Origin of the sequence: Stenotrophomonas terrae (assembly GCF_039674165.1) — a bacterium.
Lineage (GTDB): Bacteria > Pseudomonadota > Gammaproteobacteria > Xanthomonadales > Xanthomonadaceae > Stenotrophomonas > Stenotrophomonas terrae_A.
The window spans coordinates 1-15583 of record NZ_JBDJMY010000035.1 but is presented as its reverse complement, the minus strand read 5'-3'; the positions used below and the strand labels follow the sequence as shown (position 1 = coordinate 15583).

Below are 15583 nucleotides of genomic sequence, written 5' to 3'. Positions count from 1 at the left end.
AGCCGTAGACTCCCTTCTCCCGTCTACGGGAGAAGGTGCCCCGAAGGGGCGGATGAGGGGAAGCTTTCAGCGCGTCGTGTACCCACCATTGACCAAAATCGTCTGCCCGGTCATCCACCAGCCGTCCGATACCAGGAAGCGTACCCACGGCACGATGTCCTCGATGTCGGTCAGGCCGGTCTTGGAGAACGGTGACAGCGCTGCCGCCGTCTTGTGGTACGCCACCGCGTCGGCGCCCTCGGCCGGGTAGAAGAACGGCGTATCCATCGGTCCCGGGCCAATCGCGGTCACCGATACGCCGCGTTCGCCGAATTCCTTGGCCGCCGCACGCGTGTAGTGCTCCACCGGTGCCTTGGTGCCCGCATAGCTGGAGTAGAACGGCGTGAACGCGCCCAGCAGCGAGGTCACCAGCGTGCATGCCTTGCCGTTGTCGGCGAGGTGGATGCCGGCCTCCTTCAGGAAGAAGAAGGCGGTCTTGTTGTTCACCGCGTCCATCGCATCGAACTCGGCCTCGCTGATCTGTGTCATCGGCTTCTTCAGCACCTTGCCAACCGTATTGACCGCGATATCGATGCGGCCCAGCGCCTGCTTCGCATCGTGGAACAGCTGCTCCATCGCCGTGGCCGAGGTCAGGTCGGACTGGAACAGATGCGCGTCAGCACCAGCGGCGCGCACCGCCTCGGCAGTGGCTTCGGCCTCGGCTCGGGCAGCGTCGCTGTTGTAGTGGATGGCGACGCCGCGGGCGCCCTGACGGGCGAAGTCCCGGGCCAGCAGGCCGCCCAGGTTCTTGGCGCCACCGGCGATGAGGACGGTCTTGCCTTGGATGCGGTGGTCGGTCACGGCGAACTCCTGTGGCTGGGGAATGCCTCAGAGCCTATCGGCTTGGATTTCCGGATAAAGCCGGTCATCCTGACTTCACTTGTCGGCCAATCCGGACAATCGCCGTGGACCGTATCGAGCTGTACCGGGTTTTCGTCCGTGTGGTGGACTGCGCCGGCTTCACCCGCGCCGCCGACCAGCTCAACCTGCCCCGCTCCACGGTCTCCGAGGCGGTGCGCACGCTTGAGCAACGCCTGGGCACGCGCCTGCTCCACCGCACCACCCGCCAGGTCACGCCCACCCAGGATGGCCTGCTGTTCCATGCCCGCTGCCAGCAACTGATCGCCGATGCGGACGAGGCCGAGCAGTTGTTCCGGCAATCGCCGCACACCTTGAGTGGGCGGATCAAGGTGGACCTGCCCGGGCGCATCGGCCGCCTGATCATCGCCCCGGCATTGCCCGGTTTCCTGCAGGCGCATCCACAGATCGACGTCGAGCTGGGCATGACCGATCGCAGCATCGACCTGGTCGAGGACGGCGTGGACTGCGCGCTGCGGGTCGGCCCGCTGCAGGACTCACGCTTGGTGGCGCGCGGTGTGGGTCAGCTGCCGCTGATCAACGTGGCAAGTCCCGCCTATGTGGAGGCGCATGGCATGCCGCTGCATCCATCGCAGCTGGGCACGCATTGGGGTGTGCTCTATGCCTCGCCCGGCAGCGGCAGGGTGGAAGCCTGGGAATGGCGCGAGAACGGCATCCTGCGCAGCCAACCGATGGCGGGGCGTGTCACCGTCAACAATGCCGAAGCCTATATCGCCTGCTGTATTGCCGGCTTGGGCTTGATCCAGATTCCCGCCTACGACGTGCGCGCGGAGTTGGCTGCCGGCAGCCTGCTGGAAGTCATGCCAGCGCATCGTGCCGACCCCATGCCGATGCATCTGCTGTTTCCACATCGCCGCCATCCCTCGCAGCGGCTGCGTGTATTCGTGGAGTGGTTGCAGCAGGTGTTGGAGGAAGCGGTTGGGTGAGTGGGTGCCCGCATGCGTAAAAGCTTACCCCTCCCCAACCCTCCCCTTCGCTACGCGAAAGGGAGGGGGCGTACTCCCTCTTTTTGGCCATAGGCCAAGGTAAGGGCTGGGGAGGGGTTGCTTGTTCGCAGAAAATCCAAATAACCACCGCTTCCATGCCTAAAGTCACTACCGCTGCAAACCGCGTCCCGCAAAAATCGAACAGTTCGCAGTCCACCGCGAAGCCACCGTCGTTTGTTGCCGTAGTGCCCGCCTTGCGGGCCTTGCCCCGTGGAGAGCAGCCTTGCAGAGACGTGACTTCCTAGCCCTGACCGGGCTTACCGCTGGCGGCCTGATGGTGCCGTCCTTCTTCGGCAAGGCCATCGCCGCCGAACAACTGGTCACCGCACTCGACCCCGCGCTCAAAAAGCGCTTGGCCGATGATGCGATGAACGCGGCCAAGGCCGCTGGTGCCAGCTACTGCGATGTGCGCATCGGCCGCTACCTGCGCCAGTTCGTCATCACCCGCGAGGACAAGGTCCAGAACGTGGTGAACACCGAATCCACCGGTACCGGCATCCGCGTCATCGTCAATGGCGCCTGGGGCTTTGCGGCAACCAATGACCTCAGTCCGGCCGGTGTGGTCAAGGCCGCACAGCAGGCCGCTGCCATCGCCAAGGCCAATGCAAAAGTGCAGACCGCGCCGGTGCAGTTCGCCAAGGCGCCCGGCTACGGTGAGGTCAGCTGGCGCACCCCGATCAAGAAGAACGCGATGGAAGTGCCGATCAAGGACAAGGCCGATCTGCTGCTGGGCGTGAATGCCGCGGCGATCAATGCCGGTGCCAGCTTCGTCAATTCGATGCTGTTCCTGGTCAACGAGCAGAAGTACTTCGCATCGACCGACGGCTCCTATATCGACCAGGACGTGCACCGCATCTGGGCACCGATGACGGTCACCGCCATCGACAAGGCCAGCGGCAAGTTCCGCACCCGCGATGGGCTGTCCTCGCCGATGGGCCTGGGCTACGAATACCTGGATGGCGAGGCCTCCGGCAAGACCGTGCTGCCCAACGGCGTGATTGTCTACGGCATGTCCTATGACATGCGCGAAGACGCCATCGCCGCCGCCAAGCAGGCGCAGGAAAAGCTCAAGGCGCCGTCGGTCAAGCCAGGCAAGTACGATCTGGTGCTCGACCCCTCGCACACCTGGCTGACCATCCACGAATCGGTCGGTCACCCGCTGGAACTGGACCGCGTGCTCGGCTACGAAGCCAACTACGCCGGCACCAGCTTCGCCACGCTGGACAAGCGCGAGGCGCATTTCCAGTACGGCAGCGACAAGGTCAACATCTTCGCCGACAAGGTGCAGCCGGGCTCGCTGGGTGCGGTCGCCTACGACGATGAAGGCGTGAAGACCAAGCGCTGGCCGCTGATCAGCGACGGCAAGTTGGTCGATTACCAGACCATCCGCGATCAGGCGCATATCCTGGGCAAAACAGAGTCCGATGGCTGCTGCTATGCCGACTCGTGGTCCAGCGTGCAGTTCCAGCGCATGGCCAACGTGTCGCTGGCCGCCGGCAAGACCCCGCTGTCGGTGGCCGAGATGATCAAGAATGTCGAAAACGGCATCTACATCATCGGCGACGGTTCGTTCTCCATCGACCAGCAGCGTTACAACGCGCAGTTCGGCGGCCAGCTGTTCTATGAAATCAAGAACGGCCAGATCACCCGCATGCTCGAGGACGTGGCCTACCAGATCCGCACGCCGGAATTCTGGAACGCCTGCAGTGCCGTGGCCGACGAACGCGATTACCGCCTTGGCGGTTCGTTCTTCGACGGCAAGGGCCAGCCGGGCCAGGTTTCGGCCGTGTCGCACGGCTCGTCCACCGCCCGTTTCGACGGCATCAACGTCATCAATACCGCGCGCAGCCTCGGCTGATCGTCAAGGAGCTTTTGAACCATGAGCATCTTCACCGAACAGGAAGCCAAGGCCATCCTGGACAAGGTCATCGCGCTGTCCAAGGCCGATGAGTGCACCGCCACGCTGGCCGGCTCGGTCAACGGCAACATCCGTTTTGCGCTGAACAACGTATCCACCAGCGGCATCGTCAACAACGCGCAGCTGGCCGTGGAAGTATCTTTCGGCAAGCGTGTCGGTACCGCCTCGATCAATGAGTTCGACGATGCCGCGCTGGAGCGCGTTGTACGCCGCGCCGAAGACCTGGCCAGGTTGGCGCCGGAAAACCCGGAATTCATGGCCATCATCGGCAAGCAGGAATACCGCCCGACTCCGACCTTCAGTGAATCCACTGCAGCGATCACCCCGGAATTCCGCGCCCAGGTTGCCGCCGATTCAATCACCCCCTGCCGTGGCCACGGCCTGATCGCGGCCGGCTTCCTCGAAGACGGCAACGGCTTCTACGCCATGGCCAACAGCAAGGGCAACTTCGGCTACCAGAAGTCGACCAGCTTTGATTACACCTGCACGGTGCGTACCGAAGACGGTCGCGGTTCGGGCTGGGTAGGCCGCAACCTGAAGGACGCGTCCGACTTCAAGGCCGACCAGGACATCGAGATCGCCAAGCGCAAGGCTACCGAGTCGGCTGAAGCCAAGGCGCTGGAGCCGGGCAAGTACACGGTGATCCTGGAGCCGGCGGCAGCGGCGGGCCTGATCAGCTTCATGATGAATTTCTTCGACGCGCGCTCGGCCGATGAAGGCCGCAGCTTCCTGTCCAAGAAGGGCGGCGGCAACAAGCTGGGCGAGCAGGTCTACGACAGCAAGGTCAATCTGTTTGCCGACCCGTGGCACCCGGAAGCACCGGTATTGCCGTGGGATGGTGAGGGCCTGCCGCGTGAGCGTGTCGCCATCATCGAAGACGGCAAGATCGCCAACCTGGACTACACGCGTTACTGGGCACAGAAGCAGGGCAAAACGGCCAAGGCCAGCGCCGGCAACCTGCTGATGAGCGGCGGCAGCAAGTCGATCGCCGAGCTGGTGCGTGGCACCGAGAAAGGCATCCTGGTCACCCGCACCTGGTACATCCGCATGGTCGACCCGCAGACCGTGCTGCTGACCGGCCTGACCCGCGACGGCACCTTCTACATCGAGAACGGCCAGATCAAGCACCCGGTGAAGAACTTCCGCTTCAACGAATCGCCGGTGATCATGCTCAACAACATCGACGAACTGGGCAAGCCGGTGCGTGTTGCCGGTGATGAGTCGAGCTTTGTGATGATGATTCCGCCGATGAAGCTGCGTGACTTCACGTTTACGTCGTTGTCGGATGCGGTGTAACTGCTTTTAGCTTTGGCTTTTAGCTTTGGCTTTTAGCTTTGGCTTTTAGCTTTGGCTTTTAGCTTTGGCTTTTAGCTTTGGCTTCTAGCTTTGGCTTTTAGCTTTGGCTTCTAGCTTTGGCTTCTAGCTTTGGCTTCTAGCTGTTGCAGTTGCAGTTGCTTCATCCCTTCTCCCGCCTGCGGGAGAAAGTGCCCCGAAGGGGCGGATGAGGGGAGCATTTGCTCTACGTGCTTTAAGAGCGCCCTCACCCCAACCCCTCTCCCGTAAACGGGAGAGGGGCTTTCAGCATCTTGAGATTTTCGCCTTTGTCCTCACCCCGTCTAACGCGAGCGCAATTCCTTCACCTGCTGCTGGGCGGTGCGGTGACGGCCGCCTTGCCGGGGCTGGCACGCGCACAGGCCAGCCGCTACGACTTCTGGTTCACCCGCCTGCGCTACGACTCCGGTGACTGGGACGTTGATGCGCGCATGCCGTCGAACCTGATCACCTCGCTGGTCGACTACACCACCCTGCGCGTGGACCCGAACGAACATGTGATCGCACTGTCCGACCCGAAGATGCTGCGCGCACCATTCTGCTACCTGGCCGGACACAAGCTGGTCGAGTTCAACCCGGAAGAACGCCGCAACTTCGAACGCTACGTGCGCAACGGCGGCTTCGTCTTCGTCGATGACTGCAACCACGATATCGACGGCCTGTTCGCCACCTCCTTCGAAGCACAGATGCGCAGCATCTTCGGCACTACCGCATTGAAGAAGCTGCCCAACAACCACGCCATCTACAACAGCTTTTTCAAATTCCCCGAAGGCCCGCCAGCTACCGGTTTCGAGCTCAATGGCTGGGGCGATGATCTGGTCCACGACTACCTCAAGGGCATCGACATCGATGGCCGGCTGGGCGTTCTCTACAGCAACAAGGACTACGGTTGCGAATGGGATTACGACTGGCGCAACAAACGCTTCCTGGCCGAAGACAACACCAAGTTCGGCGTGAACATCGTGATGTACGCACTGACGCATTGACCCCACAGGTGACCGCATGAATGCCCCCGATCCCAGCCACGATGTCGACTCCCTGCTGCCGCGCTTGAACGAGCTGCGCAGCGCGCTCGCACAAGCCGTGGTTGGCCAGCATGACGTCGTCGAACAACTGCTGATCGGCCTGCTGGCTGGCGGCCACTGCCTGCTCGAAGGCGCGCCCGGCCTCGGCAAGACGCTGCTGGTGCGCTCGCTCGGGCAGGCGCTGGAACTGCAGTTCCGCCGCGTGCAGTTCACCCCCGACCTGATGCCCAGCGATATTCTCGGCACCGAGCTGCTGGAAGAAGACCATGGCACCGGCAAGCGCGCGTTCCGCTTCCAGCAAGGCCCGATCTTCACCAACCTGCTGCTGGCCGACGAACTCAACCGCACTCCGCCCAAGACCCAGGCCGCGCTGCTGGAAGCCATGCAGGAGCGTACCGTCAGCTACGCCGGCACCACCTACGCCCTGCCCTCGCCATTCTTCGTGCTGGCCACGCAGAATCCGATCGAGCAGGCCGGCACCTATCCGCTGCCGGAAGCACAGCTGGACCGCTTCCTGCTGCATGTCCGCGTGGATTACCCCAGCGAAGCCGAGGAGCGCGACATCCTGGCGCAGACCACCGGCAGCCACAGCGGCGTAGTACCGAAGGTGATGGACGCCGAAGCGGTGAAGGCGCTGCAGGCAGCGGTGCGCGAAGTCCACATCAGCCCCGACCTGCTGAGCTGGATAACCCGCCTGGTCCGTGCCAGCCGCCCTGGCGACGGCGCACCGGCTGAAGTGAACAACTGGATCAAATGGGGCGCCGGCCCGCGTGCCGGTCAGTCGCTGGTGCTGGCCGCCAAGGCCCGCGCCCTGCTGCAGGGCCGCTTTGCCGCCACCCGCGAAGACGTGCAGGCGCTGGCCGCACCGGTAATGCGCCATCGCCTGCTGCTGTCCTTCGCCGCCGAGGCCGAGCACAAGAGCGCCGATGACGTGATCGCCGCGCTGCTGCGTGCGGTGCCGTTCCCGGCCTGACAAGACCACTGAAGCATGGCCGCCCCCACGCCACCGCTGATCCCCGCCGATGTGCGCAGCCGCCTGCGCAGCCTGCGGCTGTGGCCGCAGCGGGCCAGTGGCAGCCGTGGCATCGGCGCGCACGCCAGCCGCAGCCGCGGTGCCGGGCTGGAGTTCGCCCAGTACCGCGCTTATGAACCCGGCGACGAACTGCGGCAGATCGACTGGAAACTCTACGCACGCTCGGACCGCTTCTTCGTGCGCGAATCCGAACGCGAAAGCCCGATGACCGTCTGGGTGCTGCTCGATTGCAGCGCCTCGATGGGCCAGCCCGATCAGGTACGCCCGGATTGGCAGCGGCTGGATGCGGCCAAGGCACTGGTCGCCTGCGTTGCCGAACTGGCCATGCAGCAGGGCGACGATTTCGGTCTGATCGCGCTCGGCGCCGATGGCGTGAAGTTGCTGCCCGCCGGCAACGGCCTGCGCCAGCGTGACCGCCTGCATCTGCAGCTGCACGCCCTGCGTGCCCACGGGCAATGGCCGGCGCAGCAACGGCTGTCTCCACTGTGGGAACGCATTGCCAGCAACGACCTGGTGGTGATGATCGGCGATGGCTTCGACGAGGCCGGCATCGAACTTGCCGAGCGTCTGGCCAAGGCCGGCCGCGATGTTGTGCACCTGCAGTTGTTGACGGTGGAAGAACGCGATTTCCCGTTCCGCGAGGGCCATCGCTTCCGTGACCCTGAAACCGGCGACGAACTGCTCAGCGACGGCGCCAGCGTGCGCAGCACCTATCTGTCCCGTTTCGGCGAAGCGCAGCGCGTGCTGGATGCGCGTCTGCAGGCGGCAGGCATCCGCCACGACACCGCCTATCTGGACGAAGCCATCGACGCGCCCCTGCAGCGCTTGTTCGGGCGCCGCGCCGGGAGCGGCGCATGAGCCTGCTGTGGCTGTTCCCGGCCGGTTTGTTTGCTTTGGCCGCATTGCTGCTGCCGTTGCTGATCCATCTTGCCCGCCGCAGTGAACAACGCATCATCGATTTCGCCGCGCTGCGCTGGTTGTCGGCCCGGCCACGCCCGCGTCGGCGCATCCGTTTCGACGAATGGCCGCTGCTGGTGCTGCGCCTGCTGCTGCTTGCCTTGTTGGCCGTGCTGCTGGCCCGGCCTGCACTGACTGGCGTGGTCGATACGCAGCCGCGCGTCGCGGTAGTGCCCGGCGTTGATCTTGCCGCCGCCCGCCGCACCGTAGCGGACGCCGACGCGCAATGGGTGTGGCTGGCACCGGGCTTCCCGCGCATCGACAAAACCGCAGCACCGGCAGCCGCGCAGCCCGTGTCCAGCCTGTTGCGCGCATTGGACGCCAGCCTGCCGGCCGATACCGCGCTGACCGTCGTGGTGCCATCGGTACTCGATGGCCTGGATGCCCAGCGCCCGCAGCTTTCGCGTGCTTTGCGCTGGCAGGTGGTGGAGCAGCAAGCGGCGGCGGGTAAACCAGCGCCCATTGCGCCGCCTGCCATGCAGGTTCGCCACGACGAGGCCGGCAAGCAGGGGCTGCGTTACCTCAATGCCGTCGCCAGCGCATGGAATGGGCCCAGGCCGCAAGCCGCAGACGACGCCACCGCTTTCAGCGATGACGACAAACTGCATGTGTGGCTGTCGGCCAAGCCATTGCCAGCCGACACAGCCGCCTGGTTGCAACGCGGTGGCCGCCTGCTGGTGGACGCGCGCACGCAAATTCCCACCGATGCGCAGCGCACGCCGCTGTGGCGTGATGGCAACGGCAACCTGGTCATTGAACAGATCGGCACAGCGCAGGGCCAGTGGTTGCGCTGGGCAGCGCCGCTGCAACCGGCCAGCCTTCCCAGCCTGCTTGATGCCGACTTCCCCAGCGGTCTGCGTGCCGTGCTGCAGGCCCCACCGACGCCGCGCCGTGCCCTGGCCGCAACCATGCAGCCAGAAACAGGTGCTGCCCCCTATCCACAGCCCGCAACCGAGCTGGGTCATTGGTTGTTGCTGGCAATCGCCCTGCTGTTCCTGCTTGAACGCTGGCTGGCCAGCGCGCCACGCCGCAGGAGCCAGCAATGAGCGCGCATGCTTTGCTGCAGGCTGCACGCCGCCGCACGCTGCTGGTGTGGCTATGCGCCGGCCTGCCGCTGGCCCTGGCCATCGGCCTGCTGGCCGCGCGTGTGTTGGGCTTCGATGCTGGCTATATCGTCTGCACGCTCGCACTGTTGATGGCGGTCGGCGCTGCTGTCTGGCGCGCGCGACGCCTGCATGTCCGCTGGCTGATCGCACGATTGAACGAGTACACCCGCTTCGAGGACAGCGCCGATCTGCTGTTTACGCCAGCCGACACGCTCAATCCGTTGCAGCAGCGGCAGCGCCGCCATATCGAACAGCGCCTGCAGCGCGAACCGCCCGATCTTCGTCCGCGCTGGCCCTGGCAGCGCGTGCTGCTGTGCTGGCTGATAGCAGCGCTGTTGGCGGCCGCTGCGCTGCTGTGGCCGCGCAGCGCAGGCAGTGCCGCGGGTGTGATGGATGCAAGCCCGGTGGCCAGCAGTGCACGCAGCGGCTTACCGGCGCTGCGTGGCAGCTGGCTGCAGATAACGCCGCCGGCGTATAGCGGCCAAGCCGCCAGCTCGGGCGACAAACTGGACGCGCGTGCGCTGCAGGGCAGCCGCCTGCAATGGCGTCTGCAGTTTGCGCCGCAACCGCAGCAGGCCTGGTTGCAGTTTCACGATGGCCGTCGCGTAGCCTTGCAGCGTGATGGCGACTACTGGCGCGCTAGCGAGGTGCTGCAGCGTGCAGGCCTGTATCGCATCCATACACTGCCGGCCATGGCCGATGCCGGCCGCGCCTATCGTCTTGACGTGGTGGTGGACCGTCCGCCGCAGGTGAAGGTGATCGAGCCGGCACAGACACTCAACCAGGCCGCACCGCGCCAACGCGTGTGGCAGCTTCGCTTCGAGGCGACCGACGATTTTGGCGTGAACAGCACCGCGACGCTGGATGTCACCACGGCAAAAGGCAGCGGCGAAAACATCAGCTTCCAGCAACGCCAGCTCAGCCTGAGCGGCAGCGGCCCGGCCACGGCGCGGCGCTTTGCCTATAGCGCTGATCTGGCCGCGTTGGGTTTGGAGCCGGGCGATGAAGTCGTCGCGCGGCTGAGCGTTCGCGACAATCGCAGCCCGCTGCCGCAGGAAGCGCGCAGCGCGAGCCTGATCCTGCGCCTGCCCAGTGAGCAGCAGGTGCAGGCCAGCGACCTGGAAGGGGCGATCAAGAAGGTGATGCCGGCTTACTTCCGCAGCCAGCGGCAGATCATCATCGACGCCGAAGCGCTGCTCAAGCAGCGTGGCAGCCTGGACGCGGATACTTTCATCAAGCGCTCGGACGCCATCGGCGTGGACCAGCGCATCCTGCGCCTGCGCTATGGCCAGTTCCTCGGCGAGGAAGCCGAAGGCGGCGCAAAGGCCCCACCCACCGGCGACCTGCCCACCAGCGATGCGCCCGCTGCCGACAGCCATGCCGATCACGCCGACGATGACGGCCACGATCATGGCGGCAGCACCGCACCCGCACCGGTATTCGGCAGCGCCACCGATGTGCTGTCCGAGTACGGCCACACCCACGACCACGCCGAAGCCGCCACCCTGCTGGACCCGCAGACGCGCGCCATCCTCAAGTCCGCGCTTGATCAGATGTGGCAGTCCGAAGGGCATCTGCGCCAGGGCCATCCCGATCAGGCACTGCCGTATGCCTACAAGGCATTGGCCTTCATCAAACAGGTACAGCAGGCCGAACGCATCTATCTGGCGCGCGTCGGCAGCGACTTGCCGCCCATCGATATGGCCCGGCGCATGACCGGCAAGCGCGATGGCCTGGTCAATCGCGCGGTGCAGCTCGATGCGCGCCCGGCCGCCGATGCGGTGGCTGCCAACGCATGGCAGGCCCTGGCCGCCCGCGACGACGCCGTCGATCTGGATGCACTGTCGCGCTGGCTGGACGCCCATCCCAACGCCGTGCCCGATCCACTCGATGTCGTCGCCGCAATCGACGCGCTGCGCCAGCAACCCGAATGCCAGCCGTGCCGGCAAACCCTACGCGCGCAGCTCTGGCCCGCGCTGCGGCGCGCTGACGGCCCACCGGCACGGCGCAACGCCGCCGATGCCAGCGGCCGCCGTTACCTTGAAGCGCTATCGGCACCGCAGGAGTCCGGACGATGATGGAATGGCTCCCACTGGCGCTGATCGTGCTGGCCGTGGCCCTGGCCAGCCTGCGCTTCGCGCTGCCACCGCGCCCGCCTGCGGTTCGGTTGGCAACCCTGCTGTTGCTGCAGCTTGCCGCCGGCATCCTGTTGTACTTCACCCTGCAACCACCCTCGCGCCCAGGCCACGCAGGCACTTTGGTGGTTGCCAGCGCAGGCGCCAACGCGGCCGAGCTGGCTGCGGTGCCAGCCGCTGCCTATGTGCGCCTGCCTGAAGCGCCCGCTTTGGCGGCTGCGACAGCCGTACCGGACCTGGCCAGCGCGCTGCGCCAGCATCCAGGTACACGCGAGCTGGTGGTCATCGGACAAGGCCTGCCTGCGCGCGACCGCGACATCGCCTTGCCAGCGCTGCGCTTCCTGCCCAACGCCGCACCGCGCGGTCTGGTGGAACTGCGACCGCCGCCGTTGCTTGCGCCCGGTGCAGCGTTCAGCGTCCACAGCCGTGTGCAGGGAATGCCGGGAGCGCGTGTGGAGCTGCTGGATCCCGCCGGCCATCGCGCGGATATCGCCGAGCCCGATAGCAGCGGACGCGTCACCTTGCATGCCAGTGCCCGTGAGCCTGGCGATGTCAGCTTCGTACTGCGCGTGCTGGATGCGGGCGGCAAGGTCATGGATCAACTACCGGTGCCGGTGCGTACGCGTGCAAGCAGCGCCCCGACGATACGCGTGCTGGCCGGCGCGCCCGGTCCCGAGCTGAAGTATCTGCAGCGCTGGGGCACCGACATCGGCGCCCGGATGCAGACCAGCATGTTGATCGGCGGTGGCCTGCAGCTGGGCGATGCACCGGCCGCACTCGATGCGGCCAGCCTGGCGCGGCTGGATCTGCTGCTGCTCGATGAGCGACGGCTTGCATCGCTGTCCTCCGCGCAACGCGCTGCCATCACCGACGCGCTGCGCGCCGGTCTCGGCGTGCTGGTGCGCACCGGCGGCGCACTGGACGGCAATGCGCGGCGTGCATTGCGTGACTGGGGACTGGACACACGCGGCGGTGACCAGACCAAGCCGGTGACCTTGCGCAGCGCGACCGATGCCGAGCAGAACAAGACCGCGCTCACGGTCGAACGCTTCAACCTGGAATTCAACGGCACGGATGTTGTGCCTTTGGTACGCGCTGCCGATGGCACGCCGATAGGCGGCTGGCGTGCGCTGGGTTTGGGCCGGGTTGGCGTACTGCCGGTCACCGACAGCTATGCACTGGTGCTGGCAGGCCATGCCGATGCACACGCCGAACTATGGAATGCCGCACTGGCCAGCGTGGCCCGGCCGCTAGCCGGTGCGCCAAAGCTGCAGCTGCCGGCATGGGCATGGAGCGGTGAGCGCATCGGTCTGTGTGGTTTGGCCGCGCCCGTACACATGCTTGCCGCTGACGGCAGCCGCACCGCGCTGCTGCCCGACCCTTCGGCTGACAACTGCGTTGCCGCGTGGCCGCAGAAGGCTGGTTGGCATCGTATTGAAGCAGGCGACCAGCACGACAGCATCCTGCTGCTGGATCCCGCCAAGGCAATTGCACTGCATGCACAGCAGATGCACGACGCGACGTTTGCAATGCGCGGTAGTGCAGCACCTTCAACGCCACTGCCGGTTCCGGGCCCACGTTGGCCTTGGCTGCTGGGCTTCGTATTGGTTGCATCCCTGCTTTGGTGGTTGGAGCGCAGGCGGCCGAGCAGCGTGGCAACGCAAGGCTGAAGTCGCGTGGACAGCGCTTGGTGCTGTTGCAACAGCGGCAGCAACGGCGTCCTTCCACACTGCGCCATCTCGCCCCGCAATCGAGGTAAGCAGATCGGCTTCTCGCCATGCATGCGGGCGCACGACCAGACCCTCCCTTTTGCGAAGGGGCACCTTCCGCATTTCGGTTCCGGCCCAAACTGCACGCAAGCAAGCCCTCAACTCCTTGAACCCCATCACTGATTCACCGTCGCCTTCACCCACGCGCAGCCACACTGGGGTAGAACCGCAGGCGCAGGGGGTTCCAAGCTTGGGGGTCCTACCGATGATGCACCGTCATACTGCCGTGCTGCTGTCTGCCGTCATCACCAGTGCCGTAGTTGTTCCCGCTTACGCTCAAACCACCATCAAGGCACCTGTCGCCGACAGCGAGCAGGTGCTGGACATGCAGCTGAAGATGGAAGAAGCCCGCATGCTGCCTTTGCGGGCGATGTATGTGCGCTACTTCCAGCAAGCCTATCGTCGTTATCCCGGCATTCCGCGCGGCACGCTGGAGGCGTTGGCGTTTGTGCAAAGCCGCTGGTCGCCGTTGCAACCGGACGCACACGACCAGAACGATGCACACCTGCGCATGCCACCTTCGTGGGGAGTGATGGGCCTGTATGCCGGCGGGGGTTTTGAAGACCAGGTAGGCGAAGCCGCCAAGCTGTTGGGGGTGTCTGCTGCTGCGGTACGCACCGATGCAGCCACCAACATCCTCGCCGCCGCCGCATTGCTGGATGCGCAGATCCGCCAGGATCACCCCGACGCCGGCAACAACGGTGCACCGGCAGCGGAAGCCATCCGTCCGGCGCTGATGCGTTATGCCGGCTATGCGCCTACCAGTGCGACGGCGGGCGCGAGAAGCGCGGTCGATGACTATGCGCGTACCAGCTTTGCCTACGACGTGCTGCTGGCGCAGGACCGCGGCGTCAACGATCGCGGCATCGTGGTGCCGGAACGCGCGATCGCCTGGGAACAGGCCTTCGATGCGCCACAACTGGTGACGTTGCGGGCACCGATGGTGCGCCTGGACATCAGCAGGGACCGGGTTGAAACCGACGCCTTCCGGATTGATCCCATCAGCGAAACCCTGCAGCCACGCAAAGCGGCTGCCGCAGCCAACGCTGTCAGCCCCGCGTTGGATGCCGGCATCCAGAGCACCGACTATGGCCCGGCGATCTGGAGCCCGGCGTCGACGTCCAACTACTCCAGCTCACGTTCGGCAGCGGTAAGTGCAGTGACCATCCACACCACACAGGGCAGTTATGCCGGCACCATCTCCTGGTTCAAGAACGCATCGGCGCAGGTCAGCGCGCACTATGTGATCCGTTCTTCCGACGGCCAGGTGACGCAGATGGTGCGCAACGCCGACACCGCTTGGCACGTAGGCAGCCAGAACAGCTACACCTTGGGCATCGAGCATGAGGGCTACGTCGACAACAGTTCCTGGTACACAAATGCGATGTACGACGCCTCGGCCGCGCTGGTACGCAACTTCTGCGCCAGCTACAGCGCGATCAGCTGTGCCAGCGCTTACAGCGGTGCGTCCAGCAGCGGCATCAATGTGTTGGCCACCAGCGTCAAGATCAAAGGCCACCAGCACTACAGTGGCCAGACCCACACCGACCCGGGCATCAACTGGAACTGGTCCAAGTACTACGGGCTGCTGAACCCCGGCAGCGGCGGCGGCACCGGCACGATCACGTATCTGGACCGCTTTGAAAGCAGCGTTGGCCATTTCGATACCAGCCCCAGCTACTCGGGCAGCACCACCGGCATCAGCACCGCGTCCACTGCCACGCGCGATTGCACCACCCAGAAGAACGGCAGCTGTTCGCTGCGGGTTTTGCTGAAGGACAACACCGCCAGCACTGCAGACTGGGCCGTGCGTTTGTTGTCGGGCAGCGGTACTCCGGCCAGCAATACCGCGTTGACCCGCGCCAATGGTGTGATTGGTTTCTGGGTATGGAGTGGCGGCAGCGGAACCAGCGTCGGGCTCGGCATCGATGACAGCGACGGCACCGAGCGTTCAACCAGCAAGGCGGTTGCGGCCAATACCTGGACCTATGTGTCGTGGTCGTTGAGCGATGCGGCGCAGTGGAATGCGTGGGTGGATGGCAATGGCACGATCACTGGCAGCAGCGTCAAGCTGGATGCGATCTGGCTGTACCACGCCAATACCGCGTATGACCTCAATGTTTATATTGATGATGTGCAGATAAAGAACTGAGCGGGGTTGTTTAGGTAGGTGCGGTGTGCCGGGGGTTCTGAGCATGGAGCCCCGGGTGCGCTGCGCTTACCCGGGCTACGTTCATTGGCTTTGGCTCTTGCATTTAGCTTTTGGCTTTTGGCTTTTGGCTTCTGGCTTTTGGCTTTTGGCTTTTGGCTTTTGGCTTTTGGCTTTTGGCTTTTGGCTTTTGGCTTTTGGCTTTTGGCTTTTGGCTTTTGGCTTTTGGCTTTTGGCTTTTGGCTTTTGGCTTTT

General features: G+C 64.9%; 11 protein-coding genes. 10 read left to right on the top strand and 1 reads right to left on the bottom strand.

Annotation, left to right across the window (positions count from 1 at the left end; all coding sequences use genetic code 11):
- Nucleotides 1–66: 66 nt before the first annotated feature.
- The gene (locus tag ABE493_RS14120; RefSeq protein ID WP_346499547.1) at nt 67–840 is read right to left on the bottom strand and encodes an SDR family oxidoreductase; all 774 of its coding nucleotides are present in this window, start codon (nt 838–840) and stop codon (nt 67–69) included.
- A gap of 104 nt (nt 841–944) precedes the next feature.
- Here ABE493_RS14120 and ABE493_RS14115 point away from each other — a divergent pair, with 104 nt between their 5' ends.
- From ABE493_RS14115 to ABE493_RS14070, 10 genes are all read left to right on the top strand, one after another.
- A complete protein-coding gene (locus ABE493_RS14115) occupies nt 945–1844 on the top strand; it encodes a LysR family transcriptional regulator (protein ID WP_346499546.1) in 900 nt (299 codons plus the stop codon).
- Nucleotides 1845–2127: 283 nt separating this feature from the next.
- Nucleotides 2128–3762: a TldD/PmbA family protein gene (locus ABE493_RS14110; RefSeq protein WP_346499545.1), complete on the top strand. Its 1635-nt coding sequence runs from the start codon at nt 2128–2130 to the stop codon at nt 3760–3762.
- A gap of 21 nt (nt 3763–3783) precedes the next feature.
- Nucleotides 3784–5118, top strand: coding sequence for a TldD/PmbA family protein (locus tag ABE493_RS14105; RefSeq protein WP_346499544.1), 1335 nt, complete (start codon nt 3784–3786; stop codon nt 5116–5118).
- 287 nt (nt 5119–5405) lie between these two features.
- Entirely contained in the window at nt 5406–6140 is a 735-nt protein-coding gene (locus tag ABE493_RS14100) for a DUF4159 domain-containing protein (RefSeq protein ID WP_430980787.1), read from the top strand.
- 16 nt (nt 6141–6156) lie between these two features.
- On the top strand, nt 6157–7152 hold the full coding sequence (locus ABE493_RS14095; RefSeq protein ID WP_346499542.1) for an AAA family ATPase: 996 nt from the start codon (nt 6157–6159) through the stop codon (nt 7150–7152).
- A 15-nt stretch (nt 7153–7167) separates the two neighbouring features.
- Nucleotides 7168–8070: a DUF58 domain-containing protein gene (locus ABE493_RS14090; protein ID WP_346499541.1), complete on the top strand. Its 903-nt coding sequence runs from the start codon at nt 7168–7170 to the stop codon at nt 8068–8070.
- The gene (locus tag ABE493_RS14085; RefSeq protein ID WP_346499540.1) at nt 8067–9215 is read left to right on the top strand and encodes a BatA domain-containing protein; all 1149 of its coding nucleotides are present in this window, start codon (nt 8067–8069) and stop codon (nt 9213–9215) included. The genes ABE493_RS14090 and ABE493_RS14085 overlap by 4 nt, the downstream gene beginning before the upstream one ends.
- The gene (locus ABE493_RS14080) at nt 9212–11353 is read left to right on the top strand and encodes a hypothetical protein (protein ID WP_346499539.1); all 2142 of its coding nucleotides are present in this window, start codon (nt 9212–9214) and stop codon (nt 11351–11353) included. Before ABE493_RS14085 ends, ABE493_RS14080 begins: the two co-directional genes overlap by 4 nt.
- Nucleotides 11350–13080 (top strand): carboxypeptidase regulatory-like domain-containing protein, encoded by a 1731-nt coding sequence (locus ABE493_RS14075; protein WP_346499538.1) that lies wholly within the window; start codon nt 11350–11352, stop codon nt 13078–13080. Before ABE493_RS14080 ends, ABE493_RS14075 begins: the two co-directional genes overlap by 4 nt.
- Before the next feature lie 307 nt (nt 13081–13387).
- Nucleotides 13388–15331 carry an N-acetylmuramoyl-L-alanine amidase gene (locus tag ABE493_RS14070; RefSeq protein WP_346499537.1) on the top strand — a complete coding sequence of 648 codons (1944 nt, stop codon included), beginning with the start codon at nt 13388–13390 and terminating at the stop codon, nt 15329–15331.
- Nucleotides 15332–15583 lie beyond the last annotated feature (252 nt).

Bases quoted from the DNA above. Each gene is read 5' to 3' on its own strand.
- ABE493_RS14080 (WP_346499539.1), top strand. From the start codon at position 9,212: ATGAGCGCGCATGCTTTGCTGCAGGCTGCACGCCGCCGCACGCTGCTG.
- ABE493_RS14105 (WP_346499544.1), top strand. From the start codon at position 3,784: ATGAGCATCTTCACCGAACAGGAAGCCAAGGCCATCCTGGACAAGGTC.
- ABE493_RS14085 (WP_346499540.1), top strand. From the start codon at position 8,067: ATGAGCCTGCTGTGGCTGTTCCCGGCCGGTTTGTTTGCTTTGGCCGCA.
- ABE493_RS14090 (WP_346499541.1), top strand. From the start codon at position 7,168: ATGGCCGCCCCCACGCCACCGCTGATCCCCGCCGATGTGCGCAGCCGC.
- ABE493_RS14095 (WP_346499542.1), top strand. From the start codon at position 6,157: ATGAATGCCCCCGATCCCAGCCACGATGTCGACTCCCTGCTGCCGCGC.
- ABE493_RS14075 (WP_346499538.1), top strand. From the start codon at position 11,350: ATGATGGAATGGCTCCCACTGGCGCTGATCGTGCTGGCCGTGGCCCTG.
- ABE493_RS14070 (WP_346499537.1), top strand. From the start codon at position 13,388: ATGCACCGTCATACTGCCGTGCTGCTGTCTGCCGTCATCACCAGTGCC.